21 protein-coding genes and 1 riboswitch are annotated in these 26,338 nt (G+C 38.7%); of the genes, 15 read left to right on the forward strand and 6 right to left on the reverse strand.

Going from position 1 to position 26,338, the window contains the following annotated elements:
- Positions 1-213: 213 nt before the first annotated feature.
- From JCM12304_RS07370 to JCM12304_RS20005, 13 genes are all read left to right on the forward strand, one after another.
- Complete coding sequence (locus JCM12304_RS07370; protein ID WP_060679430.1) at positions 214-1,095, forward strand: SLC13 family permease; 882 nt, start codon at positions 214-216, stop codon at positions 1,093-1,095.
- 17 nt (positions 1,096-1,112) lie between these two features.
- On the forward strand, positions 1,113-1,622 hold the full coding sequence (locus tag JCM12304_RS07375; RefSeq protein ID WP_060679432.1) for a hypothetical protein: 510 nt from the start codon (positions 1,113-1,115) through the stop codon (positions 1,620-1,622).
- A gap of 33 nt (positions 1,623-1,655) precedes the next feature.
- Complete coding sequence (locus JCM12304_RS07380) at positions 1,656-2,426, forward strand: SDR family NAD(P)-dependent oxidoreductase (protein WP_060679434.1); 771 nt, start codon at positions 1,656-1,658, stop codon at positions 2,424-2,426.
- Between the two features lie 270 nt (positions 2,427-2,696).
- On the forward strand, positions 2,697-3,950 hold the full coding sequence (locus JCM12304_RS07385; protein WP_060679436.1) for an APC family permease: 1,254 nt from the start codon (positions 2,697-2,699) through the stop codon (positions 3,948-3,950).
- A 66-nt stretch (positions 3,951-4,016) separates the two neighbouring features.
- Complete coding sequence (locus JCM12304_RS07390) at positions 4,017-4,592, forward strand: bifunctional transcriptional activator/DNA repair enzyme AdaA (RefSeq protein WP_019377210.1); 576 nt, start codon at positions 4,017-4,019, stop codon at positions 4,590-4,592.
- Positions 4,589-5,086: a methylated-DNA--[protein]-cysteine S-methyltransferase gene (locus tag JCM12304_RS07395; protein ID WP_019377209.1), complete on the forward strand. Its 498-nt coding sequence runs from the start codon at positions 4,589-4,591 to the stop codon at positions 5,084-5,086. Before JCM12304_RS07390 ends, JCM12304_RS07395 begins: the two co-directional genes overlap by 4 nt.
- Positions 5,087-5,180: 94 nt before the next feature.
- A riboswitch (cobalamin riboswitch) is annotated at positions 5,181-5,355 on the forward strand.
- A gap of 89 nt (positions 5,356-5,444) precedes the next feature.
- On the forward strand, positions 5,445-6,494 hold the full coding sequence (gene cobT / locus JCM12304_RS07400; protein ID WP_019377208.1) for a nicotinate-nucleotide--dimethylbenzimidazole phosphoribosyltransferase: 1,050 nt from the start codon (positions 5,445-5,447) through the stop codon (positions 6,492-6,494).
- Between the two features lie 436 nt (positions 6,495-6,930).
- Positions 6,931-7,515 (forward strand): TetR/AcrR family transcriptional regulator, encoded by a 585-nt coding sequence (locus JCM12304_RS07405; RefSeq protein ID WP_060679438.1) that lies wholly within the window; start codon positions 6,931-6,933, stop codon positions 7,513-7,515.
- Positions 7,516-7,538: 23 nt separating this feature from the next.
- Positions 7,539-8,876 (forward strand): cytosine permease, encoded by a 1,338-nt coding sequence (locus JCM12304_RS07410; protein WP_060679440.1) that lies wholly within the window; start codon positions 7,539-7,541, stop codon positions 8,874-8,876.
- The gene (locus tag JCM12304_RS07415; protein ID WP_060679442.1) at positions 8,873-9,964 is read left to right on the forward strand and encodes an S-methyl thiohydantoin desulfurase family protein; all 1,092 of its coding nucleotides are present in this window, start codon (positions 8,873-8,875) and stop codon (positions 9,962-9,964) included. Before JCM12304_RS07410 ends, JCM12304_RS07415 begins: the two co-directional genes overlap by 4 nt.
- A 1-nt stretch (position 9,965) precedes the next feature.
- A complete protein-coding gene (locus JCM12304_RS07420) occupies positions 9,966-11,537 on the forward strand; it encodes a hydantoinase/oxoprolinase N-terminal domain-containing protein (protein WP_060679444.1) in 1,572 nt (523 codons plus the stop codon).
- A gap of 517 nt (positions 11,538-12,054) precedes the next feature.
- The gene (locus tag JCM12304_RS20000) at positions 12,055-13,146 is read left to right on the forward strand and encodes a trehalase domain-containing protein (RefSeq protein WP_172675263.1); all 1,092 of its coding nucleotides are present in this window, start codon (positions 12,055-12,057) and stop codon (positions 13,144-13,146) included.
- Positions 13,107-14,429 carry an MGH1-like glycoside hydrolase domain-containing protein gene (locus tag JCM12304_RS20005; protein WP_256200785.1) on the forward strand — a complete coding sequence of 441 codons (1,323 nt, stop codon included), beginning with the start codon at positions 13,107-13,109 and terminating at the stop codon, positions 14,427-14,429. The genes JCM12304_RS20000 and JCM12304_RS20005 overlap by 40 nt, the downstream gene beginning before the upstream one ends.
- Positions 14,430-14,766: 337 nt before the next feature.
- On the opposite strand, the gene JCM12304_RS07430 is transcribed toward JCM12304_RS20005, so the two are convergent.
- The 4 genes from JCM12304_RS07430 to JCM12304_RS07440 all read right to left on the reverse strand — a co-directional run bounded on the left by JCM12304_RS07430 (position 14,767) and on the right by JCM12304_RS07440 (position 20,149).
- A complete protein-coding gene (locus tag JCM12304_RS07430) occupies positions 14,767-15,996 on the reverse strand; it encodes a DUF438 domain-containing protein (protein WP_060679446.1) in 1,230 nt (409 codons plus the stop codon).
- A gap of 942 nt (positions 15,997-16,938) precedes the next feature.
- The gene (locus JCM12304_RS20465) at positions 16,939-17,091 is read right to left on the reverse strand and encodes a putative holin-like toxin (protein ID WP_440130098.1); all 153 of its coding nucleotides are present in this window, start codon (positions 17,089-17,091) and stop codon (positions 16,939-16,941) included.
- A gap of 867 nt (positions 17,092-17,958) precedes the next feature.
- Positions 17,959-19,287, reverse strand: a complete 1,329-nt coding sequence (locus JCM12304_RS07435) for a short-chain fatty acid transporter (RefSeq protein WP_060679448.1) — start codon at positions 19,285-19,287, stop codon at positions 17,959-17,961.
- Between the two features lie 256 nt (positions 19,288-19,543).
- Positions 19,544-20,149 (reverse strand): TetR/AcrR family transcriptional regulator, encoded by a 606-nt coding sequence (locus JCM12304_RS07440; RefSeq protein ID WP_060679449.1) that lies wholly within the window; start codon positions 20,147-20,149, stop codon positions 19,544-19,546.
- A 121-nt stretch (positions 20,150-20,270) separates the two neighbouring features.
- On the opposite strand from JCM12304_RS07440, the gene JCM12304_RS07445 reads away from it, so the two are divergent.
- A complete protein-coding gene (locus JCM12304_RS07445) occupies positions 20,271-20,993 on the forward strand; it encodes an ABC transporter ATP-binding protein (RefSeq protein WP_060679451.1) in 723 nt (240 codons plus the stop codon).
- The gene (locus JCM12304_RS07450; RefSeq protein WP_060679453.1) at positions 20,993-22,006 is read left to right on the forward strand and encodes an ABC transporter permease; all 1,014 of its coding nucleotides are present in this window, start codon (positions 20,993-20,995) and stop codon (positions 22,004-22,006) included. The genes JCM12304_RS07445 and JCM12304_RS07450 overlap by 1 nt, the downstream gene beginning before the upstream one ends.
- Positions 22,007-22,214: 208 nt before the next feature.
- Here the strand turns inward: JCM12304_RS07450 and JCM12304_RS07455 are convergent, their stop codons facing one another.
- Positions 22,215-23,495 carry a hypothetical protein gene (locus JCM12304_RS07455; protein ID WP_060679455.1) on the reverse strand — a complete coding sequence of 427 codons (1,281 nt, stop codon included), beginning with the start codon at positions 23,493-23,495 and terminating at the stop codon, positions 22,215-22,217.
- A 3-nt stretch (positions 23,496-23,498) separates the two neighbouring features.
- Positions 23,499-26,330 (reverse strand): AAA family ATPase, encoded by a 2,832-nt coding sequence (locus JCM12304_RS07460; protein ID WP_060679458.1) that lies wholly within the window; start codon positions 26,328-26,330, stop codon positions 23,499-23,501.
- Between the last annotated feature and the right edge of the window lie 8 nt (positions 26,331-26,338).

Here is a 26,338-nt window from a genome sequence, read left to right on the forward strand (position 1 = left end):
TCTGGAAGGATGATAACTCTTGCTGTATCAAACCTTAAGACAAGTTGTTTTTATCTATATTCTATTTATCACAACGAATGCAATAACAAAAATGCTATGGAAAGTATAACGAAATTCGTATTATTCAACCTTACGTTGTGTGCCATAATCTATAAGGGGTTATCACCTACAGGTTATGTCATCTGTATTCTAACGTAAAAGGGGGAAAATAGCATGGGCGAAGCAGCAGAACAAACTGCAAGAGATCGAAAATTACTATTACTAAAATATCTTATTGTAATTATTCCACCTCTTATTATCTATCTGATTCCTACTACACAAACCTTTACACAAGATATGAAGGTTTTCTTTATTATTACATTAGTTGCCATCTTATTATGGGCATTAGAGTTAATAAATTTGATAGTAGTAGCATTAGCACTTCCCGTTGCATTTATTTTAAGTGGAGTTGCTACAGCAGGAGATGTATATGCTCCATGGAGTCAGGATTTACCATATTTAGTACTAGGTGCATTAATTTTATCAGCGGTATTTGAAGAATCAGGACTAATGAAGCGATTAGCTTACTGGTTTATTTTACGGGGAGGCGGAAGCTATAAAGGGATTATCTACGCCTTATCGACTTCAGGCTTTATTGTCGCCTTTTTAGTACCTGGTTCCTTAGCGCGAATTGCTTTATATGCAGGTATGGCATTTGGCATTATCAAAGCACTCGGATTAAAGAAGTTCTCCAAAGGATCTGTAGGACTTTTATTTGGTGCATATAATGCAGCAGTTACTGCCTCATTTGTAAGTTTAACAGGCGTAGAGCCAATGCTCGTATTCAATAGTCAGTTGGAAAGCATAGGGATGGAAGGGGCTTCGTGGCTTCAATACGCCCTTCATAATGTGCCGATAACCATCATCTGGACGTATGTTATGGCCTTTATGATTACAAAAATATTTAAAAACGAAGAAGAAGTTGAAGGAAAGAGTTACTTTCAACAACAGTATCAAGCATTAGGTAAACTGTCCATGAGTGAAAAAAAGGTCACCATTATATTAATTGTATTAGTGGCATTACTTGCAACTAGCTCCATTCATGCATTGCCTTAGGATGGATTTTTATTGGGATGACATTTATCTGCTTTTTACCGGGAATTAATCTCGCAGATGATAACACAATGGCAAAAACAAACTTTGGTATGATCTTTTTTATTACAGCTACGATGGCAATAGGACAAGTATCTGCAGTAGTAGGTGCAGGAAAGTTTATCTCTGAATCGTTGTTCCCGTTAATGACGATAGGAGGAACAACATTTACAGTTATTGCAACATGGGTGTTATCTGTAGTTGTAAACTTTGTTCTTACACCATTTGCCGCTTCAGCTACAATGGCAATTCCATTAGCTGAGCTTTCTCAATCATTGGATATTAGTCCATTACCATTAGCTTATTCATTTTCACATGGACTATATCAATTATTACTGCCATATGAGTCTACATTGCCATTATTGCTATTCAGTTATATGGCAATGACATATAAGCAATTCTTAAAATATTTTTCCATACAGATGGTTTTAAATGTGGCATTTATTGCCCTTATCGCTATTCCGTATTGGTATTTAATCGGATTGCTATAAATCCGTATTGCGAAAAAATAAGGAGGAGAAACAATGTTAGGTATGTTTTCATTAAAAGAGAAAGTAGCTATCGTTACAGGAAGTGCACGTGGTATTGGGCAAGCATATGCAATAGCTTTAGCTGAAGCTGGTGCTAGTCTCGTACTTGTTGATATTTTAGAAGATAATTTAAAGGATACCGCAGCAAAAATAAAAGAAGCAACTGGCACAGAAGTTAAGCTATACGGTATTGATGTAACAGATAGTGAAAAAATACAAACAATGGTCGATGAAGTAGAAACCACATTTGGAAAAATTGATATTCTTGTAAACAATGCTGGTATTAATGCACCAAAACCATTTCGCGAAGTAACCGAAGAGGATTGGAAGAAAATTATCGGGGTTAACTTAAATAGCCAATTCCTTATGTCCAAAGCGGTCGTAGAAAAAATGATCCCACGGAACTATGGGAAAATTATTAACATGGCTTCCGTTGGCGGATTTATGGCACTTAGTGATACAGCACCTTATAATGCAAGTAAAGGTGGGGTATTGCAGTTAACCAAAACAATGGCTGCAGACTTAAGTGAATATAATTTAAATATTAATGCGATCTGCCCAGGATTTATTGATACAGGACTATTAAAATCCTCCAAAGCGAGAGATGAGCGGTTGGAGAAGGTTTTAAATAACACACCACTTAACCGGTTAGGAAGTCCGAAAGATCTTATCGGTGCATGTGTATTCTTGGCATCCGATGCTTCTGGCTACATGACAGGCACACAAATTGTTGTAGATGGCGGAATGTCTGCGGTTGCTATGTAACATGGAATAATGATAGTACGAACATCAGCTACTAAATGCCAGTAGCTGGTGTTTTTTTGCTTATCAATATGCCACCTGCAAATTTAGACTAATCAAAACTCAAGATCATGAAAGATAACTCTCCATATAAAATCATCCTTCTGATACTACCCAATGGGATCCCATCCCTTACGCTTCTAGTTAAATTTCCTCTTGGAATTAGAACGCAAAAATGGAAAGGAATGAGGACATGAAAACTGCTATGGTAGAAAGAGAAAGGGAGGGATGGTTATGGATCAACGTACTATTGGTTTACAAGAAGGAGTCGCACTATATATTGCTACAATATTGGGATCGGGTGTATTATTTTTGACAGGTGTGACGGCTTCTCTTGCAGGACCAGCATCGTTACTGTCATGGACAATTGTGATTTTACTTAGTTTTCCTCTGGCTTATTCATTTGCATGTCTAGCCAAGAAATACCCTGATGCTGGAGGTGCAGCGACATTTGTAAGGAAATCATTTGGATTTCATTCTGGAAATATGGTTGGCTGGTTCTATTTTGTAACTGCTGCTGTCGGACAAACGATTGTATCTTTGACAGGTGCATTTTATTTTAGTCAGGCATTTGATCTTTCTGATTTTTCGAGGGTATGGATCGCCATTTTGATCTTGGTAATTGCTGGTCTTGCCAACTATAATGGAATGAAAGTAAGCGGAAAAGTTGCATTTATATTCAGTACAGCTTTATTTCTACTACTTATTCTAACTGTTGTCGCTTCTCTTCCATATATAGATTTAGCCCATTTTCAGCCGATAGCCCCAAATGGATGGTATTCGGTGGGAACAGCTATAACAGTCATTTTTTGGGCGTTTTTCGGATGGGAGGCTATTTGCAATCTTGCTCCTTATTTTAAACGTCCGGATAAAATCATTGTGAAAAGTACGATGATAAGTGCCGTTATTGTAGGCATTCTCTATTTGGCATTAAGTTTTGTTACTGTCGCTACACATACGTATGGAAGTCTTCAACATAATCTTTCGCCAATTGGCGTGTTGATGGGAGAAACTATCGGAGTGGAGGCACAGCTTATTACAGCTGTGGTGGCAGTCCTCATTTGTATTGGAACCTCTAATGCATTTGTAGCAAGTTTGACTCAATTGGGGTATTCGTTAAGCAGAGATGGGGCGTTTCCAAAGATATTGTCTGTCGTGCATGCTCGTACCCAAGTGCCAAGAAGAATGGTTGCCTTTGTGATATTATTTGCTATAGGAGGCGTGTTGATCACGGAGATGCTGAACATAACGTTTCAGGAGCTACTCTTTATTCCTACTTCACTCGGAATCTTTGTTTATATTTTTTCTATGGCAGCTGGTGTAAAACTCCTTACAAATCGCAGCCTTGCTTGGTGGTCTTCTTTATTATCACTTCTTCTATGTATAGGTGTGCTGCCGTTCTTTGAGTTGTTCATTTTTGTCCCAGTGATTGTTATTGTTATTTATGCAATGTATATGACTTATAGGAAAGCAGTAAATAGAAGCTGAAAAGTGTGTGAATTGCTACCGTTTTGCAAGACCAAAATTCCACAATTTAGAGGAGGGGATCTGCACATGAAAGCTGCACTGACGAAAGCTCATATGTGGAAAGCAGCAGTGGATTGTGATCATAAATATGACGGTGAATTTTTCTATGCAGTAAAAACAACTGGTATCTTTTGTCGGCCATCATGCAAATCAAAGACTCCAAATTATGAAAATATATGCTTCTTTCCTAATGCAGAAGAAGCTAGAAAAGAAGGCTTCCGTCCATGTAAAAGGTGTCGGCCTGATTTGCTGGAGAATACATATGATCCACATCTGGAAATTATAGAAGATACCAAGAAGTATTTACAAGAGAACTATGCCAGTAATATAACGATAGCCCAGCTAGCGATGCATGTTGGTGTTAGTCAATACTATTTAAGTAGGACGTTTAAAGAAAAGACAGGCTACACACCACAGATGTACCTCTCCACCCTCAGAATTCAAAAAGCCCAGGAATTATTAGTAACTACGAAAGAGAATAGCACCGAAATTTGTTTTCAAGTCGGATATCAGAATTTCTCCAGCTTCTACAAGCAATTTAAAAAGATATGTGGCTGTTCCCCAAGATGTTTTAGAACGGAAAAAGGGAGGAAGGGCAATTGAAAAGAATTTATTGGAGCAATAGGACATATGAAAGCTGGACCTTGTATCTTGCAGCTACTGAAATTGGCCTTTGCTATGTTGGCTTTAATGTTCAAGGATTAGTGGATTGGGTGAAAGCAAAATTGCCAGCATATCAAATAGAACAAAGAGATGAGGAAATTCAACCATATGCCAAAGAGCTTGAAGAATATCTTAAAGGAGAAAGAACTTTTTTTACATTTGCTGCCGATATGCATGGAACCAAATTCCAATTAGCTGTTTGGAAGAAAATAAGAAACATCCCCTATGGACAAACAAAAACCTATTCCGAGATTGCAAATCAGCTCCAAAAGCCAACTGCTATCCGTGCAACTGCAGCTGCGATAGGTGCAAACCCGCTACTATTTGTTGTTCCTTGTCATCGGGTTATTGGTAAAAACGGACAATTGACTGGATATAGAGGAGGACTAGAACGAAAGAGGCAATTAGTACTAATGGAGAGTCGGCAGGACTAGGGTAGCAGGCAGCCGTAATCTTTAACCATGGTCTTATATATCTTTTGTACCTTTACTTCATCCATTGACTCTATTATAATTTGAACTAATAGAATAGTGAATGAGAGCAGTAGGTGCCCATATGGGAGAATAGGGAATGAAGTGAGAATCTTCAGCGGACCCGCCACTGTGAAGGGGGTTCTATTAGAAATACCACTGGAAGTTATTCTGGGAAGGTTAATAGAACGACACCCCTGAGCCAGGAGACCTGCCTTTTGCTTCTAGTTATAGATGATGGAAAAGTCTGTAGTTTATTTGTACATGGAATAAACTGCAGGCTTTTTTATTTTTGAATATAAACCAAAAAGGAGAATTTAAAATGCAATTATTACAGAAAACAATTGATAGAATTGAGAGCTTGGATAAGGAATTGATGGCTAAGGCAAGAGAGAGAGTGGATAACTTGATAAAGCCAATAAACAGTCTTGGGAAGCTGGAAGAACTAGCTGTACAATTAGTTGGGATTACAAGAAATTTAAATCCTGTGTTGGATCAAAAAGCAATCATCGTGATGGCCGCAGATCATGGGATTTACGAAGAAGGAATTTCCAGCAATCCACAAGAAGTAACCTTAGCCCAAACCTTACTATTTCCGAAAAGTGTAACAGGTGTGTGTGCTATAGGAATGCCTGCTGGAGCAAAAATAGTTCCAGTGGATATTGGTGTGAACGGAGTAATTCCAGATGATGCTGGGGTAATGAAAAGAAAAATAAAGAATGGGACGTCTAATATGACAAAAGGGCCTGCTATGACGAGGGAAGAAGCCATTAAGTCAATAGAGGTAGGAATTGAGATAGTTAACAAGGAAGTTGAAAAAGGAATAACAGTGATCGGAACTGGCGAGATGGGCATTGGTAATACTACTCCCAGTACCGCAATATTATCTGTTTTAGGAAATTATGCGCCTCAAGTTATAACTGGTAGAGGAGCTGGCGTTGGTGAGGGTGGTATCGCACACAAAGTGGAGACAATCGAAAAAGCGATTTCAGTAAACCAGCCAAACCCGCAAGATTCCTTGGATGTACTAGCAAAGGTAGGCGGACTGGAGATTGGCGGCATGGCAGGCGTGATGCTTGGAGCAGCCGCAAATCAGATCCCAGTAGTCGTGGACGGCTATATCTCAACAGTTGCTGCTATCCTTGCAGCTTCTATAGAGCCTAAAGCAAAGGAATACTTTATCGCCTCACATGCTTCTGCAGAAACAGGTGGACAGATGGCAAGCGAGTTTTTGGGGCTTAAACCAATGTTGCACATGGATATGTGTCTTGGAGAAGGTTCTGGGGCAGCTTTAGCATTCCCTATTTTAGATGCCGCAGTCAGTATGCTGAAAAATATGGCTACATTTGCTGACGTCGGAATGGAGATATAAATCACATTGAAATAAGTATGTCACCATTAGTTTAGTTTACAATAATCAGGCATGTGGTATAATAAGGATAGAAAAACATAACATAGTAAAAACCTCTCCATGCTGTCACATGGAACGGTTCCAACAGACCAACCCCGACAAGAGGGGAAGGCGCCTTTTAGGAATATAATCCCTCAAGAGTCCTTGCAAAGCACATGAGGGGTTATTTTTTATTCTCGGACATAATAAATTCAATCAAAACCCCAGCTCTCCCTTCGAGTGCTGGGGTTTTTTTGCTTTCTTCCGTTTGCATTCCTCTCACCTTTCCTACCATCAAAAATGTAAGCGTTTTAAGAAAAAGTTAAATATTTACTTTTGAATGAATTATTAAAAAACTCGTTGACAAACGAAAAATACACCACTATAATCTACCTAACACTTGTTAGGTGGTGATGTTTTGAAACAAAAATTAATTGAAGCTGCGATACGGCAGTATGCTCTATTTGGCTACGATGGGGCAACCATGAGGAGGATTGCAGATGATGTGGGAATCAAACCGGCATCTATCTATTTTTTCTATAACAATAAAGAAGCGCTGTTCATTGCTGCTTTTCAACAGCTACTCCAGAATCACTTTCAGGAAATGCAACGAATCCTGCTGGAGAATAAAGATCGTTCCGTGGAAGAGATATTTTCAGCGATGCTACATGGCCTTGTAAGTCACCATACCGGAGATAAACAAGGAACGATTGCCTATATATCACTCGTCACTTCACCGGTACCGGAAATCAAGAAATATCTTCAACAGCATTTAAGGCATCATAATGATTGGTTGATGAATTCGCTTGGAGATGCCATGAAGGCGAGTTATCCGGCAATCACAGACAAGGAGGTAGACAAGACAATTAAGCAATACGTCCTCATAGCAAACGGGGTGTTCTGGGGCATTAACTTATACGATGGGGGAGACTTTACAGAACAAGTCGTACTGGCTGATGAAATGATTCATACCCTATTTTTGGAATTGGAAAATAAACGATAACAAAATAAAAGGAGTGAAACGAAATGGAAAATAGATTTGATTTGACGGAAGACTATGAATTGGAGCCTGTTCCCCAACATAAGCGAAAGGGATGGATAAAATTATCTATTGTTTGGACAGGAGGAATCGTTGCATTATCAGCAGTTGTGTTAGGTGGAACCTTAGGTGCAGGGATGCCATTTACACAAGCAATACTAGCTTCATTTTTAGGATCTTTCATTTTGGCTGTTTTAAGTGCTTTATGCTGTGTAGTCGGTGCCAAGACAGGCTTATCGACAGCACTAGTTTCTAAGTTTGCCTTAGGTAAATATGGAGCATACGCAGTTTCCATCATACTCGCAATTGCTTTATTTGGTTGGTTTGGTGTACAGCTTGCCTTATTTGGGTCCAGCTTGCGCAACGTATTGTTAGACGGCCTTTCTCTTGATTTGCCTGTTCTGGCATTGGTAATCACAGGTGGAATTCTAATGACTGTCACAGCTTTTATTGGCTATAAAGCTATTGAAAAACTTAGTCTGGTTGCTGTACCACTGCTTGGGATCCTGCTGATCAGTTCATTGGTCAAGGTGATGACAGGTAAATCGGTAGAATCGATTTCTCAAGCACCAATCATCGGCGATCCATTAACATTTGGTTCTGCTGTATCATTAATTATTGGCTCTCTGGCAATAGGAGCTATTATTGGACCAGATATTTCCCGTTATGCCCGTTCTACGAAAGATGCAGTGATATCTTCCTTCGTTGGGTACTTTCTAGGATTTAGTATTGTATTAATTATCTCTATCATTCTCGCAAAAGCGACAACACAGGTTGATATTGTTGAGATTATGCTTGGCTTGGGATGGGGCACTGCCGCATTATTAATTTTAATTCTTGCACAATGGACAACAAACGATAATAATTTATATTCCTCCGCGCTAGGATTTGCCGTCATTTTTCAGAAGGTTCCTAAATCAATTATTACTATTGCAGCAGGAGCAATTGGTACAGGAATGGCAGTATCCGGTATTTACGAAAACTTTATCCCGTTTCTAAATTTCCTAAGTGCGCTGATACCACCTATTGGGGGTATTTACGTAGCTGATTTTCTAGTGAACCGACAGAAGTACCAATTTGAAAAAATAGACCAGACAAAAAATGTAGAACCACTATCTGTAGCTATCTGGATTATAGCTGCACTCGTAGCATTTATGACAACTGCCGCCCCAAGTGGGTTTGGTTTATTTACACTCACAGGAGCGTCTGGGTTTGATGCATTCATTGTCGCCTTTATTTTACAATTAATTGTCGGAAAAGTGATAAAAAACAAAACAGCAACGAGTGATATAGAACAACACGCAAAGGGAGGAAAAGTTTCATGAGATTAATAGGTAAACAGGAAATAGAAGATATTGCTATTGGTGCAGCTCTTTTAGGAACAGGTGGCGGTGGTGATCCGTACATCGGAAAATTAATGGCATTACAAGCAATTGAGGAAAATGGCCCAGTAAAATTATTAGATGTAGATGAGCTGCCAGATGACGCACTTGTCGTACCATCTGCCATGATGGGGGCGCCAACTGTGATGGTAGAGAAAATTCCAAGTGGGGAAGAGGCAGTGGGTGCTTTTGAATCATTGCAAAAATACTTGGGCAAAGAGGTTTATGCAACAATGCCTATCGAAGCAGGTGGTGTGAACTCTCTATTACCATTTGCCTTAGCAGCCCAATTGGGTTTACCCGTAGTTGACGCAGATGGAATGGGACGAGCATTTCCTGAATTGCAGATGGTAACATTTTATTTGGAAGGTGTCCCGGCAACTCCAATGGTTCTTGCAGATGAAAAAGGAAATAACTCTGTGTTGAATACAGTAAACAACGTCTGGGCAGAGAGAATTGCACGTTCTGCAACAGTGGAAATGGGTGGCTCTGTCATGCTCTCCATCTATCCTATGGATGGGAAAACAGTCAAACGCAGCTCCATCCATCATATTTTAAAATTAGAAGAGCAAATTGGCAGAACAATTAGAGAGGCCAAGACGCATAACTACAATCCAATTACAGAAGTGTTAAAACTAACCGATGGCTACAAGCTGTTTCAAGGCAAGGTTGTTGATGTTGATCGGAAGACAGAAACAGGGTTCGCCCGCGGTACGGCAACAATTGAAGGGGTGGAGGAGTATCAACAGGACGAGTTGTATCTCCGCTTTCAAAATGAACATTTACTTGCTGAAACAAAAGACAAAACATTGTGCATGACTCCTGATTTAATTGCGGTACTGGATTCAGACACCGGAATGCCCATTACTACGGAGGGATTACGCTACGGTGCCCGTTGTACGGTAATTGGCATGCCAGCACATAGTAAATGGCGAACAGATAAAGGAATTGAGACAACAGGTCCACGATATTTCGGATATGATCTGGACTATTTACCAGTCGAACAATTAGTAGAAAAGGAGGAAGCTTAATATGGCAAACTACCGAATTGGAATTGATGTTGGCGGAACACATACAGATGCTGTCATTTTGGATGACTCCTACAATGTCATCGCACAAACAAAAGCACCAACCTCCACAGATGTCAGCAGCGGAATCTATCAGGCCTTACATGAAGTAGTAAAAACATCGAAAGTCGATGTTCGTAATATCAACTACGCTATGCTCGGTACAACACACTGTACCAATGCTATCGTAGAACGAAAAAGGCTGAATGATATTGCCATTATACGTATTGGTGCACCAGCGACGCTTGCTATTAAACCATTGCTTAGTGTACCAGATGACTTAAAAGCAATTCTTGGGAAACATTCCTATATTGTAAAAGGTGGCCATGAATTTGATGGCAGGGAAATAACCGAATTGGATGAGGAAGATCTCTATCGAATCGCAAATGAAATAAAAGGGAAGGTAGACTCTGTTGCTATCACCTCCGTCTTCTCTCCCGTGACAAAAAAACATGAGGAGCGGGCAGCAGAAATCATCATTGAGATTTTGGGAGATGATGTAGCCGTATCTTTATCAAGTGAAATTGGAAATGTTGGCCTGCTTGAAAGGGAAAATGCAACAATACTAAATGCTGCTGTCGTGAATGTTGCTAAATCCACAGCAGATGGGTTTATCCAAGCATTGGAGCAAGAAGGAATTGAGGCAGATGTTTTCTTCGGCCAAAATGACGGTACACTAATGTCGGTAGAATACACCGTTCGTTACCCGATATTGACAATCGCATGTGGACCAACAAATAGTTTGCGAGGAGCTGCTTACTTAAGCAATAAATCCAATACCTTGGTAATCGATGTAGGAGGAACGACGACAGATATTGGCGTACTTGTAAATGGATTCCCGCGTCAATCCTCTTTAGCAGTAGAAATTGGTGGTGTCAGAACGAACTTCCGTATGCCGGATATTATGTCTGTCGGACTCGGCGGTGGCACGATTATCCAGGTTCATGAAGATCAAACCTTCCAAATTGGACCACATAGTGTCGGGTACCGTCTGCAAGAAAAAGCACTGATTTTTGGAGGAGACACATTAACTACGACAGATGTTATTGTTGGACTTGGAAAAGCAAAGCTTGGAGATCCAGCAAAAGTGGCTCACCTTGATAAAGCTTTGCTTGAAAATATCTATGCCAAGATGGTAGGCATGGTAGAGGAAGCATTGGATAAAATGAAAACAAGTGCCGAGGATATGCCAGTCATACTAGTTGGTGGGGGAAGCATCTTACTGCCGGAAGAATTACAGGGAGCCTCCGAAGTCATCCGACCAGAAAACTTTGGTGTAGCAAATGCGATTGGTTCCGCCATCTCACAGGTTAGTGGAGAAGTAGAAAAAATATTTGCCATGGATGACCTTGGACGCGAGCAAACAATAGAAGTTGCTAAAAATATGGCAAAAGAAGAAGCAATTAATGCAGGAGCAGATCCAGATCAGCTAGTTATCGTTGATTTAGAATATGTTCCATTAGCCTACCTGCCTGGTAATGCAACGAGAATCCGGGCAAAAGCGGCAGGCGCATTGAAAAATACAGTAGGCGTTTAATTAACAGATTTTTTGGATGGTGATAATGAATTTCTTAACTGTCAATGGGTTGGTTTACAATCACCCGACTTTGTTAACTGAATACGGTAAGTTCCCTAATGACTTAATTATCAATCTATTGGAAAAATAACTCTTACCATGTTATAGTTTAGTGAGAAGCCGATGATAATTATGTTTAATTTATGACCAATTGGGATGTGTCGTATAGTTACTTTACCATCCCCATATAACTAATAATTCACAACAATATCTTTAACCTACGTGTTACTGATTCGATCAGGCATGAGTAGATAATATGATGAAATACAGATATAAGTACCCTATCTTTATCTGTGCTTTTCGTCATTTCTACTCATGCCTTTTTTTGTTGTGTAAAAGGCTTCAATAAGAAATAGGAGGTTTTCTACAGCTGAATTGAATTTATAAAAAAAACACATTGACTGAAAAATCCCCCCAGCAAAAAAGCATGCAAAAAGAGAAAGAAGAGTGAGTACATACAATTCAAGGAGGATTAACTATGAATAAAAGAAACTTTTACTTAGGTCTATGTATCATAGCTATCTCCATTATATTTATGGGATGCGAAAATAAAGAAAACAGTACAAGCAATAATTCGAACGCTGATTCAGCAGGTGAAACCGGTAGCAACTCAAGTATAGCTCGAGAAAATGTTGATCATTTTGCAAACTTATTGGATCTATCAGCAAATCCAACTAATGAAGCACATGGGGTATATGAAACAAATAAGTTTAATCATTTTTCCGATCTTGGTGCATGGCATGGGTACTATCAACCTGCGAAAGATAATAAAAAATTATTAGGCGGTTTTGCCGGGCCATTAATTGTTGGTGAAGAATATCCAGTTAACCTTTCAGATTCTATTAATCGTATACAAATTACAAATAAAGAAACGAATGAAAAGTATGATTTAAGTAAGAGTAAGTATATTGATTTGTCATCCTATCCTGGTAGATTAGAACAAAAATATGAGCTGAGTGATTTTACGTTAAACTTATCTTTGATTTTTGTAAGTAATCGTTCTGCCTTAATACGTACAGATATTGAAAACACTAGTGAAGAACCTTTGGAATTAAATATTTCTTGGAACGGTTCCGTTTTCGATGAGGTTATAGATGGAGATAAAACAATCGATATTGGGACAAGCCTTCAAAAAGATGAAAACGCTATACAAGTCAGTTTTAGCGAAGTACGGGAACAATGGAACTATTTCGCTACAGATGAAGTGAAGTACTATATTTCTCACGATCAAAAAGTCAGTACTGATATAAACGGATTAACTTACAAATCTACGTTAAAAGATCCAGTAAGTATAAAGCCAGGTGAAAAGTTTGAAACCTACACAACGGAATCTTATACGTTTACTAAAGATGAGTTTTCTGCCGAAAAGGAAAAATTATCTGATTATATGAAGGAACAAAAAGATTACTTTAAAGAAAATAATCAGAGATGGCAAGGTTATTTGGATAAAACCTTTACTGGAGACAATGTAAAAGACTTCCCAGAATATCAAAATGCAGCAGTAAAATCAATTGAAACCTTAATGACTAATTGGCAGAGCCTGCTGGAGCCATTAAACATGACGGAATAGTTCCTTCCATGTCTTATAAATGGTTTATGGGTATGTGGAGCTGGGATTCTTGGAAAGCAGATGTTGCTTTAGCAGAATTTAACCCTGAACTGGCAAAGAACAATATGCGAGCATTGTTCGACTACCAGATTAAATCTAATGATGATGTTCGCCCACAGGATGAAGGTGCGATTATAGATGCTATCTTCTATAACCAGGACTATTCCCGTGGTGGAGAAGGCGGAAACTGGAACGAACGGAATTCGAAGCCACCTTTGGCAGCATGGGCCGTTTGGAATATTTATGAAGCAACCGAAGATAAAGAGTGGTTAGAAGAAATGTATTCTAAATTAATGGATTACCATAAGTGGTGGTATACAAACCGTGACCATGACAATAATGGTGTTGCTGAATACGGAAGCATGGTGAGTGAGGCCAATTGGAAAACGAATGAAGACGGCGAAATTATAAAAAGTGAAAATGGAGAACCTGTGCTTGATGACGAGGCGGTAATTGAAGCTGCTGCATGGGAAAGTGGCATGGACAATGCTACCCGCTTTGATAAGGAAGGAAGCGGTAAAGAAGATGTGGGCGTAAAAGTATTTGAAAACAAACGAAATAATGAAGTAGTAGGCTATTCTATTAACCAAGAGTCTGTTGATTTAAATTCGTACCTGTATGCTGAAAAAGGCTTCTTGAAACTTATGGCAGTTAAACTGGGTAAAGACAAAGATGAGAAAACATTAACAGAGGATGCAGACAAACTGAAGAAGTACATCCAAGAAAATATGTATGATGAAGAAACAGGCTATTTTTATGACCTTCAAATAAATGAGGATGGATCTGAATCAAAGTTATTAGTTAACAGAGGAAAAGGAACTGAAGGATGGCTTCCACTTTGGGCCAACGCAGCAACAGATAAGCAAGCAAAAACAGTTAAAGACAATATGATGGATGAAGATAAATTCAATACGTATATGCCTTTTCCAACGGCTTCAAAAGATAACCCGAAATTTAGCCCGGATGCATATTGGCGTGGGCCAGTCTGGTTGGATCAAGCTCTATTTGGAATAGAAGCATTACAAAATTATGGATTTAATAACGAAGCAATGAAGCAAACTAAAAAATTATTTAACCACGCAGAAGGTTTAATGGGTAATGCCCCAATTCACGAAAATTACAATCCGCTTAATGGGAAAGGGCTTAGCACAAAAAACTTCAGCTGGTCAGCAGCAACCTATTATTTGTTGTATAAAAATAGTATTTTAAGTAATGATCCAACTACTCAAGATGCTTTTAAATAAAAGTATAGATTTATACGGATAATTCCTTTGAACAGGTATTTTCAGTGCTTTTTAGATAACGTTTAGTCTTTCGCTAGTATTGAAGCTAGGATATTTAATCTTGGCTAAATTGGAAAACGATAGCTGGCGATCTTTTTACAACCATCCTACTGTGGTATATTAAGTATTGGTAAACATAACATATAAAAACCGTTCCGTGCTGGTACATGGGACGGCTTCCATAGGCCAACCCCATCAAGAGGGAAGGCGCACTTAGGAATAATCCCTCAGCAATGGGCTTGCACATTGAGGGGTTATTTTTATTTTCAGCTACATTTAATACTCGGAAATAAATCTTTTACCTTAATTCTCTCTTTACCTCACGCGTTAAGTCCAGAAATGGCTGAATATCTTGAACATATTCTAATATCCCTAAGTATTCTCCGTTTTCATCGAACACACCTTTATACGTAACATGGACGTACTCATCTTCCTTTTTGAACCACATTGTGTCTGACTCTCGTTTCTTTGACTTTAAATCTTGGATGAGCTGCATGACCTTCTTCATACTCTTTGGGGGATGGCACATGGCTACATTCCGACCAATGGAAGTTGGTGTACGGATAAACATCATCTGTGATGACTCTACGATTTCATTAAAGTATTTAAAAATGCCATTTTTGTCAACGAACGTTAATTCCAGGGGCAAATTATTCAAGATATGGTTGGCTTCTTTAATCGTTAAGTAACCACCGCCAAATCGCAAATGTTCCTCGTTAGGCGTGTCAGATTGCTTTTCTGTGATATTATTACCTAATGCCTCATCAGGACTCCAGGTTTCTTCCGGTTCATCTACTGCATAACCAAATGCTTTACTTTCCTTTGCAATGGCCAACCAGTCTGCTTCCTTAAAAATAGACTGTGTGATAGGTAATAGCAAATATTCTTCTTCCAGCATCATCGCTCTACATGCATTTTCCAAGTCGAAATAAGCTTGCTTGACATAATGAAAATCGATGTCTGGCATTTTCTCCATTATTCTTTTGGTACCTTTAAATAATGTGCGGATACGATCATCCGCTGCCCACATTATTCGTGAAATGGAATAAATGCGATAACGCTCCAGTATCGGAAAAAAGAGTTTTTCTTTCCGGTTGTAATGACTATAAATCTTTCCCAACTGAATCATTTCATTCATTAGTTGATCTGTGGGATGCCCTGGGTCATTATCAATCGCTTCTACAAGGCTATTCACCCGATCTAATATAGAGGCAAACGCCTGATTTTCCCTTTTGAAAATTTGAATAGGGTGACTTGGATGATCCTCATTTGGAACATGAATAGCCTGAAGAGAATGATCGTACAGTTCAAGATATACATCAAAAAAATTCCTGATATCGTTCATATTAAAATCATTTGCAGTGCTATTTTTTAGTTCCTGTAAAATCAATAAAATATCTGTCTTGCCCAAAGGTTGAACATGCTCATCAAAAGCGTCCTGAATCGTTTGCTCTGAGTCTCCAAGCTTCAATTTAAGCAGAATTTCTTTTATTGTATTAATTCGTTTCATATCCAAATGTGTTTGCACTATTTTCACCTCATTATTGTAGAAAAATGCAATTTGTATAGCAGTTTAAAAAAACTCCAACATGATGGGACAGCAGACCATTGTCTATTCCCCGAGGTTACGGCTTTGATGTTATTATAGCGGATTCACATTAGTTACTAAATGACATAGATCACTTTATCCCAGAAAACCAACAAATATTTCGTGTTTTTGTGGTTACGCTAGAGACACTGATCGCTGGAAAGATTCCTGGAAGTAAAAAAATCTACCTTATGCAATAACGGTGTGGGTATGCCGATATTGGTTTACAACTATGCTACCTGTGGTATAATAAGTATAGAAAAGCATAACATATTAAAAACCGCTCCATGCTCTAACATGGAACGGTTTCAATAGACCAACCCCAGCAAGAGGGGAAGGTGCAAGCAGGTCTAAATAACCCCTAAGCACGTGGCCTAGTGACATGAGGGGTTATTTTTTATTCTCGGACATGATAAACGCAATTAACATGCCGAATGAAATCATCAGCGTTAATACACTATACATATCCATGGGCAACACCTCCTTCCATAGGAAAAGTTCCAGGAAGAAAAAAGGTGCACCTTAACCCCTCATGTGAAGCCAGTCTATTGTTAAAATCAGTATATCATATTAGATCGTATGTTCTTGTTTAAATTATGAACTAAATTAAGTTGCTTATTTAATAATTAACATACATAATTAAACGTTGTTTTAAGTACAACCGAACGGACAATGCTATGATGTAGGATTGGTTTACAATAATCAAGCATGTGGTATAATAAGTATAAATAAACATAACATATTAAAAACCGCTCCATGCTGGTAACATGGAACGGTTTCAATAGACCAACCCCAACAAAAGGGGAAGGCGCACTTAGGAATATAATCCCTCATGGCTGGTCAATGCACAGTGAGGGATTATTTTTTATTCTCAGACATAATTTATACAATCAAAACGCCAAATGAAATCATTAGCGTTAACGTATCTGTTATATCCATGGGCAACACCTCCTTCCATGGAAAGTTTCCAGGAAGAAAAGTGCGCCTTAACCCCTCATTTGAAGCCAGTCTATTGTTAAGAATAGTATTCCCCATTAGATCGTATGTTCCTATTTAAATTATAAACTAAATTAAGTTGTTAACTTAATATTTAACATACATAATTAATCATTGTCTTAAGTACAACGGAATGGAAAAGGTTAGGGGCTAAGAGTGGTTTACAACTATGCTACCTGTGGTATAATTACTATAGATAAACATAACATAGTAAAAACCGCTCCATGCTCTAACATGGAACGGTTTCAATAGACCAACCCCAACAAGAGGGGAAGGCACACAAGGAATATAATCCCTTAGCACTGGGCTTAGTTGCATGAGGGGTTATTTTTTATTCTCGGACATGATAAACACAATTAACATGCCGAATGAAATCATCAGCGTTAATACACTATACATATCCATGGGCAACGCCTCCTTCCATGGAAAAGTTCCAGGAAGAAAAAGATGCACCTTAACCCCTCATGTGAAGCCAGTCTATTGTTAGAATCAGTATACCATATAGGAATGTACGTTCCTATCACAAACAAAAAATTTTCTTTCGTGAAGTACTATTAACAGAAATAGCTAACTACATAAAAGTGGAGGTTTTCCTATTAAACCAACAAATGAAAGAAATAAGTTCTTCGCCATCAGTAACCGCATGTTGATAACGATAGGGATTATAAGTGTCCTGCTCCAGTACATTGATCGAGAACATTATATGATCTATGGAGAGATCGTTTTCTTTGTTGCACTTATTTTCTTCTTATTAAGAGGCATTTACTTCATTTAGCAAAAAGCCTATACGTCTGCCATCCTGTGTTTGTTCGTAGTGCTGATATTTCTGGCCTTAGCAATTCTAAAATATTTTATCTTTCCTTACTAAAAAATCTCCGGCAGTGTGCAGACTGCCGGAGATTTTTATTAAAAGAACAATAGTCCAATGGAAATTGGAATGAAGCTGTAAATGAGAATCATGACACAGAATCCCATAATGTCCCTGACCTTCAAACCTGCAATGGCAAGCAGTGGCAATGCCCAGAATGGCTGAATCATGTTCGTCCACGCATCTCCCCATGCAACAGCCATTGCTGTTTTGGCTGTATCCACACCAAGCTCGAGCGCTGCTGGAATCATGATTGGCCCCTGTACTGCCCATTGACCTCCACCAGATGGTACAAAGAAATTGACAAGCCCAGCACTTAAAAAAGTAAATAATGGGAAGGTGAAATCACTGGATATACTGACAAACCATAGCGACATTTGCTGGGAAAGCCCGGATGCCACCATCATCCCCATGATTCCTGCATAAAACGGGAACTGAATAATAATCCCGCCAACATTCTTTACAGCATCTGCCACACTGTTAAGGAAACGTCTCGGGGTCTCATGAAAAATAATCCCAAGAAACAACATCGTAAAGTTAACGATATTAATATTTAAATCAAACCCATTCTCCCTAAAAAAGAAGACGACAAATAGCAGTCCAAAGACACCGATCAATATAGATAGGATTCTACTATTCTCTAATTTTTCTGCAGGAGTCATCTCCGCAGTTGCAGAAATAGCATCATCATCTTCCTTCTCGTCCTCTTGCCAAAGATTTGCATCTGGGTGATACAGCTGATCTCTTGTTTTCATCAAATAACGATTCAAGAGAGGTAATGTAAATAATAGAACAAACACAATAAATAAGTTAAAACTGCTGAATAATGTTTCCGATACAGGAATAACTCCCATCGTGTCCTGGAGAAAATGATCCGGAGTCGCAATGAGTAACGGTATTGAAGCGGAAAGCCCGCCATGCCATAGAAGGAAACCACTATATGCACTCGCCATGAGCACACGGTAATCCACTGTTGGCACCCGTTTGGCAATATGAATAGCAAAAAGCGCCCCTACAACAAGTCCAAATCCATAATTAATCAGACACGCAATCGATGCAACAAAGGTAACTAGCAAAATCGCTTGACCAGGAGTATTTGCCAGTTTGCTAATCTTTGTAAGCACTCCTTTAACAATTTTTGTGCTGGCAAGTATGTATCCAGTAACTACAATAAGTGACATCTGCATCCCGAATGCCAACAGATCCCAGAATCCATTTCCCCAATACTCGACCATCTGAAAGGCTGAGCTGTCTGTAAATAATATTCCCAGAACAAATACAATAAACGTGATAATAACAGCGAACAAATAGGCATCAGGTAAAAACCGCTGCACCATTCGTTCAAAAAAAGAACTAACTGCTCTCAATAAAATCTCCCCCCTTATTTTAAAGCGCTTTCAAAATAATAACAGAATAGTTTTTCAAAAGGAAATATAATGCATTGTATGCTTGGGCGAGGGGGAAAAGAAGTTTATTGGAATAGAATTGTGTGCCCGCAGCAGGTGAAGAAACCTATCTTGCCAAACAACCTGTTCTCAACTTTTATACAGTTGATTTCCATTATGAAAAAATTCGAATCAAGTAGTCGGGCATTTTTATACAAAATATATAAACCTTTCCATACTATTCTCCTTCTTTAAGCATCGTCTTTAAATTAGAGATGAATCCAATGACCTCTAAATGCGTACGCGCCATTTCTTCTACACTTTGCTCCTCAAGATGCTCGAGCCATTCCTGAATTAATCCCAGAATAGAGGAGGTCATAAAGGCAGTCATGTATTGCGGAAACCATTTATTAGTCCCGGGATAGTGCTGGATAAATTTATTCAAAAGTATGTCACCAAAGATTTCTTTCATTTTTCTTGCAAAAGAAGGATCACCCCTGTCTCCGAGAAGTGCTCTGAATTCATTACCATGGTTCTTTATATATTCAAAAACCATTAAAAATGGAGAGTAGAAATTTCCGCTCATTAAAACATGTAACACTTCAGAAGGACGGACTTGCTCCACTAAGCCGGACAACCCCTCAAGCAGGCGTTTTTGAATGTGTTCCATTACATCATATTTGTCTATATAATGCAGATAAAATGTACCACGATTAATATTTGCACACACAGCAATTTGTTTCACTGATATTCGTTCAAATCCTTCAGACTCAAGCAGTTTTATAAACTTCGTCTCAATTCTTTGTTTCGTATTTTCATTCATCTTTTTATGATGATCAGCCATAAACTTCACCTCTTGCTCAACAATTCCATAAAAAGTGTTGATTGTATTTGACTATCATCGTACCTTACAATTTAAATACAATCAACACAGTGTTCAGTAAATGCAGAAAGGAAGTGAACGTATGACTATGGCAATAACTGTTCATAACGCCACTAAGTCTTTTTATAATAAACTTGTCCTAAACAAACTATCTCTTGAGATCCCAAAAGGAGAAATTTTCGGCCTGTTGGGGCCATCAGGATGCGGTAAGACAACTTTAATTAAATTAATTATTGGTATGCTGAAAAGAGATGAAGGTGATATTACGGTGCTGACCTATAATATACCTGACCAACGATTGCTCCCTAATATTGGGTATATGGCCCAGTCAGATGCCCTCTATACCGACTTGACGGGGGAACAAAATCTTGACTTCTTCGCAAGACTCTATAAGCTTCCAAAAAAGGAACGTAAAGCACGGATTCAGTATGTTGCTGGTGTCGTCGAGCTGGAAGATGTTTTGCAAAAGCGCATTGCTGAATACTCTGGAGGGATGATGCGCCGTCTCTCTCTAGCCATCGCACTCATCCACGATCCGGAAGTGCTTATCTTAGATGAACCTACAGTAGGAATCGATCCTGTTTTAAAACGATCTATTTGGAGGGAGCTTGAGCGTTTAAAAAGGGAAGATGGCAAGACAATAGTTATTACCACTCATGTGATGGATGAGGCCGAGAGATGCGAACAAACCGCATTGCTCCGAAATGGGCATATTATTGCCACTGGATCACCAGACAAACTGAAGGAAAAGTATGAAGCCACTCGTTTTGAAGAAGTCTTTCTAAGAGCAGGAGGTGAGAACTAATGCGTATTAATGCACTTATAATCCGTATTATACGTCAAATGCGCCGCGATAAGCGGACACTAGCCTTACTTTTCCTAGCGCCATTGCTTGTGCTTACTCTAATGTATCTAATCTTCGACTCATCTGAGGCAGAGCCAACAATTACAATCACTGGAGACAGTACACAACTTACGGAGCAATTAGAACAAGCGGAATTCGATGTTACGTCAGTGGAGCAATTTTCAACAGAAGAGATGAAGGAGAAAAACGAACATGCCTGGCTAAATGTTGATAAGCAGAAGATGGAGCTCACACTGTTGAATGATGATCCTACACAGGCAAAAAAGATCCAGATGCAGCTAGGCAACATGCTTGCGACTGAAAAGAATGGACCTGGCATCTCTGCTAACTATGTTTACGGAGATAAGGATACAAAGATATTTGATACATTCAGTCCCATGTTAATTGGCTTCTTCGTCTTTTTCTTTGTTTTCCTGATTGCAGGTATTTCACTTTTAAAAGAACGAACATCTGGCACACTGGAACGATTAATGGCAACCCCGATAAAACGGTATGAAATCATCGCTGGATACCTTGTTGGTTTTGGCATATTCGCATTTATCCAGACCATCATTATCGTGTTTTATTCTATTTATGTGCTGGATATTGTTCATATTGGTTCCATCTGGCTTGTCATACTAACAAATATATTAATCGCCCTAGTGGCCCTGTCTCTTGGCACCCTGCTGTCAAGTTTTGCTGCATCCGAGTTCCAGATGATGCAATTTATACCACTTGTCATCGTACCACAAATATTTTTTACTGGTATTTTCCCAATGGAAGGAATGGCCGGTTGGCTACAATCGCTGGGAAAAGTCATGCCATTATTTTATGCCTCCGATGCATTAAAGGGGGTCATGTATAAAGGCTTCACTTTCCAGGAGATCGCATTTGATCTATTAATATTGCTTCTCTTTGCAGCCCTGTTTATTGTGCTGAATATCGTAGCATTGAGGAAATATCGGTCGTTTTAAGAAGGATGATGAAAGATCATCATAATATAGTAAAAGTCGTTCCATGCTGTACATGGAACGACTTCAATAACCCTCAAAAAAGAGGGGAAGTATTAACCTTTTAAAAGGTAAAAACAAATAATAGGTTATTTTTATTTTAAAATAGTGGTAAGTCAATTAGTAATTGTCGTCTAATTGTAAATTCCTTGTCCGCAATGAAAGCCTTGAACTAATTTCTCCAAACTACATGTTCATTTCCAAACCCAAAGAACTTTTCCTGTGCTTCATACCCAACGAGTTGCTCTGTGAATAACATGCCTTGCACCTCTACACGATCATCTAAATAACTACCGTTTTTGTCACGCACATGTTTCATATAATCGACGAGTTCACGCAAGCCTGTGATGGCATACTCAACTCTGGCGGTGTGTTTTACTTCCCCGATAACGAGCTTGTTTAAATCACTTGATGCTTTATCATAAACTTCTACTAAAATATCCGGTCTACCACTCCAATAGGTAGAAGTATCAAAGCCACGCCCAAAAAGTTCCTTGGCCAAGTTAGCTGACTGTTCAATAGAATCTAATTTTCGGTCAAGGAAGGGATGACCATTTTTCCGCACTTCCTCTGTGGAAATGCGAAACCTAATCTGACTTGAGCCAGTTGAATCATGATAGATATGATAGACGAGTGTATCATCTTCCCAAGCAGCAACTAGGTTATTGCGACCGTCCATCAGCTGGAGTTCGGAATCCGTGCTATTTTCTTTAATTAATTTCACAACCCAATACAGTTCAAAAAGCACATCCTCTTCCTCAGGATAAACGAATGTCTCGCGTAGTAATTGCTCAATCTCTGTTTGATTGACATCACCGTCCATAATTCTCCTGTATTCTTGAAGAATGGAAGCGGCCTTATTATATAGTGGATTGCGTTGCTTCAAGGTATCAATGATCATACGGTTGGTCACCTTACCCTCACTGCTGCCGACCTTTGACAAGTAAACATTCTTGGTAAATACGTTGTGTAGCGATTGCTTTAGACTACTCCATTCTCGAAACCATTCATACTTTTCAAAATGCCCGCTATCAATATCCTGAAATAAGATTTTATGCAATGTTTGAATGGTTTCCAACAAAACCAAGTTTTCTTTGATTCCATATTCCCGGTTACGTTCGTTGACGGAAAATACCGTTTTATCTCTTGTACTTATTCTCGCAGGTTCGTTTAACGTTCTATGCCAATTGATTTGCCCCTTGACTTGTCCGTGGTAAACATGTTGATTTACAGAAGTAGAAGTTTTGAATCTCCTGATAAGCCTTGGGAGATCTTGCACAAATGCTATCACCTCAGGCTTCAACATAAAGTGGATTTTCAGTAGCTGATCCATTTGGGAAATGTGCAAATCTGTTTTTTTTACGAAAGAATTCAGACCGACCTTTCCCGACTTCAAATAAATGATCAAGAACTCACTAATTTCTTCTAATAATTGATCCGCACTACGTTTCATACATTACTCCTTTATATGAAAAAAATCCTGCGCAAACTGTGTCAAGCGCTCTTCTTCCACCACAGGCAATTCACAAACCTGTTCAATAAACGAGAGGATATCATGATCCAATAGGCCTTCAAATTGTGGAAGTACATAAAGAATGATCGCCGAGGTGAAATCCGCATCCACGCTTGTATATCGAGCAATATCTTCAATGATTGCCGGACCAATTTGTCGGTATTGGTTTATCTTCTTCCAAATTGTAGCTAAATAATCGCTGTATTCGTAGCTCATCAGGTTCCATTTTTCAAGGAGAGACCCCACCAGATTGCTATCAATATTTCTTGGTACGCCTACAGGAATAAAAGCAAACCGTCTCATAAACGCATAACTCATTTCATAAAGGGAAGCTTTGTCCAGCGTGTTCATTGTCCCAATCATGCGCCAGTCATTTGGAATGACATATTCGTGATTATTCGGCAATACTTCAGAAACCTCTTTTTGTGGATACAGAGATATTGATTCTCCACTTTCAGACTCAAAATTTAACGTCACCTCATCACCAGTCAAAGCCGAAAAGAGAGAGCCAAATGCTTTATCAATATCTGCCCGGTTCATTTCATCAATAATTAACCATTTATTTATTGGCTGATTTGTATCGCTATCCTTGAAACAATCCAAAAATAGTCCGGGATTGAAGGACAATGTCCCATCACTCTTTGGGCGATAACCGCCAATGGTTTCATAAGTAGACCAGTCAGAAGTAGCTGTAGCCATCTTGAAATCTGCTCCAAAAGCGTCACATATCTCTTTTGCCAACTTAGACTTCCCTGTTCCAGGAGGGCCAGTGAGAATAATGTGTTTTTGGTTGATTAACGCTGTCTTGATTTGGCGAAGCAGTTGATATTTCTCTTCGAAAAACAATCCCTGTAACGTGATTTGCTTGTCAAAGGAGAGGGAAGGGATTTCTACAAAGTCATCCAATTGGATTGGTTCTTCCGGGTTGGATGGTATTTCTTTCTGTAGTACTGACTCCCTCTTATTCGGGTGAAAAACAGCTTGTTCTAAATGTTCATTATTATGGATGCGATATTGTGATTTAGACTGGTCTTTGAATCGATTTTTGACAAGCTCAAGTGTATTTTTATGCATTTCCTGTAGTTCCTTGTCTTCTCTAAACTTCTCCATAGGCAGTGACACTAAGGCAATTTGTTCTTCATTTTCCTTCATTTTAAAAAGCTCTATTTCAACAAATACCTTCTCATTCAGCTCACTCGCTGGCAAAGTAATACTAGCCATTGTCTGATTTTCTTTATTTTTTACAAACCCGGTAACAAGCCAACTGCAAAAATCTACGTGCAGCTTGCGCCCTGAACGAAATGTCACTGCCATTCGTTGGTCGCCAAGAGCTGATACGCCAAGGCTCATCATTGTCTGTTTTACAAAGTCAAAAGCCCAATTGGCATCTTCATAAGAGTTGAAAATAGACGTGAACGTATTAGATAGCGACATAGGGACTTTTTCGGCATTGCTCCCGTTGTTTTCCATGAACTCAGGTATTATCTCAGCAATTTTCTTTTCCATTTCTTGATAGGAGAATGATGCTATATCCATTAACTCCATATTCTTTTTGCCAACACGCTCATGTTGGGAACCGTAGTCTAAGCCAAAGCGAACACCTTTCTCGCTAATAGATATAAAAAGTTGTGCAGCAAGTTTATGGGATTTTAACTCCTTTGAATAAACCGCTAACCAACATTCTGTATCCCCGAAGTTTTGTTTCCATTCGAAACCATTTAGACTGCTGTCTAATTCAATACCAAGGTCTGTAACCACTTTCATATTCTCCATTGCGTTTCGTATGTGCTCTAACATCAACTTTACTTTTTCTTTAAAGGAATCATAGTAAATCTGGAAAAGAATCGTGAAATTCGTCCAAGCCTGCAGAATATTAGTATCGTATTGGCTGTTTACTTCTTCCTTGATGCGCTCGATATCGTCAACAGTGAGTTCATTGTTCGTTAAATAGTAATCAAGTATCTTAAAACGGATTTTTCTGATTTTCTCTTGGTTACGGTAAAGTTCCCGCTTGTCTTCAAGAATATCTTGATCCATTTGTTTGATTGCTTCAATAAAGACAGTTTCATCCTGTTTAAACCGGCTTAGTTTTTCAGCGAATTTATATAAGTACTCTACTGCACTTTCCAGTTTTAATATATCGTATTGAGAAACACAGAAGAAAAAATCCTGTATATCCAACATATTCAAGGAATATCCTCTGTCGTTAAGAAAGTCTTTTACAGTTACACAAATATCATAATAATCCTGATAGTTCTTTCCGACTCCACTCAATTTTTTGTTAATACCAAGCATCTTCTTCGTATACTTAAATACTTCTTCTTTATACAACGGATATTTTTCATAATTATAAGCAGCCAGGAGGTAACCGAATAAAGGTGCTCCTAAGCTAATATCCTTTTTCCACTCTTTCCCTTGTTCTCTGAATTTTTCTATTCTGTCCTGTAAAGAAACCTCCTCATTTTCATACAAATTACTTAATAGATTAACAGCGGCAAGAGGATTGTTTTTCACAAAATCCTGCAAGTCACTGGTGTTGCTCCAGTGCACAAAACTACCAGATTGTGGATTGCTTAAAACTATCTTTTTAATCGTTTCGACAATGTTGTTCTCTGTTATAGTTTCTTCTCTGAAATACGTGTTCAACTCCAACAATATTTTCAACTTGTACGTCTCATCGTAAGTAGGTGTTTCTTTGAAACTCAGATATCGCTTGAATGCGCTTTCTATGTAATTGTCTTTTAATAGATCTTTTTTCAGTTCATTATTTTTCATAATATCAC

The organism is Virgibacillus halodenitrificans JCM 12304, from assembly GCF_001310895.1.
GTDB classification, from domain to species: domain Bacteria; phylum Bacillota; class Bacilli; order Bacillales; family Amphibacillaceae; genus Virgibacillus_Q; species Virgibacillus_Q halodenitrificans.

Bases quoted from the DNA above. Each gene is read 5' to 3' on its own strand.
- JCM12304_RS07385 (WP_060679436.1), top strand. From the start codon at position 2,697: ATGGATCAACGTACTATTGGTTTACAAGAAGGAGTCGCACTATATATT.
- JCM12304_RS07445 (WP_060679451.1), top strand. From the start codon at position 20,271: ATGACTATGGCAATAACTGTTCATAACGCCACTAAGTCTTTTTATAAT.
- JCM12304_RS07390 (WP_019377210.1), top strand. From the start codon at position 4,017: ATGAAAGCTGCACTGACGAAAGCTCATATGTGGAAAGCAGCAGTGGAT.
- JCM12304_RS07410 (WP_060679440.1), top strand. From the start codon at position 7,539: ATGGAAAATAGATTTGATTTGACGGAAGACTATGAATTGGAGCCTGTT.
- JCM12304_RS20000 (WP_172675263.1), top strand. From the start codon at position 12,055: ATGAATAAAAGAAACTTTTACTTAGGTCTATGTATCATAGCTATCTCC.
- JCM12304_RS07460 (WP_060679458.1), bottom strand. From the start codon at position 26,330: ATGAAAAATAATGAACTGAAAAAAGATCTATTAAAAGACAATTACATA.
- JCM12304_RS07415 (WP_060679442.1), top strand. From the start codon at position 8,873: ATGAGATTAATAGGTAAACAGGAAATAGAAGATATTGCTATTGGTGCA.
- JCM12304_RS20465 (WP_440130098.1), bottom strand. From the start codon at position 17,091: ATGGGGAATACTATTCTTAACAATAGACTGGCTTCAAATGAGGGGTTA.
- JCM12304_RS07450 (WP_060679453.1), top strand. From the start codon at position 20,993: ATGCGTATTAATGCACTTATAATCCGTATTATACGTCAAATGCGCCGC.
- JCM12304_RS07440 (WP_060679449.1), bottom strand. From the start codon at position 20,149: ATGGCTGATCATCATAAAAAGATGAATGAAAATACGAAACAAAGAATT.
- JCM12304_RS07380 (WP_060679434.1), top strand. From the start codon at position 1,656: ATGTTAGGTATGTTTTCATTAAAAGAGAAAGTAGCTATCGTTACAGGA.
- JCM12304_RS07370 (WP_060679430.1), top strand. From the start codon at position 214: ATGGGCGAAGCAGCAGAACAAACTGCAAGAGATCGAAAATTACTATTA.
- JCM12304_RS07375 (WP_060679432.1), top strand. From the start codon at position 1,113: ATGACATTTATCTGCTTTTTACCGGGAATTAATCTCGCAGATGATAAC.
- JCM12304_RS07420 (WP_060679444.1), top strand. From the start codon at position 9,966: ATGGCAAACTACCGAATTGGAATTGATGTTGGCGGAACACATACAGAT.
- cobT (WP_019377208.1), top strand. From the start codon at position 5,445: ATGCAATTATTACAGAAAACAATTGATAGAATTGAGAGCTTGGATAAG.
- JCM12304_RS07455 (WP_060679455.1), bottom strand. From the start codon at position 23,495: ATGAAACGTAGTGCGGATCAATTATTAGAAGAAATTAGTGAGTTCTTG.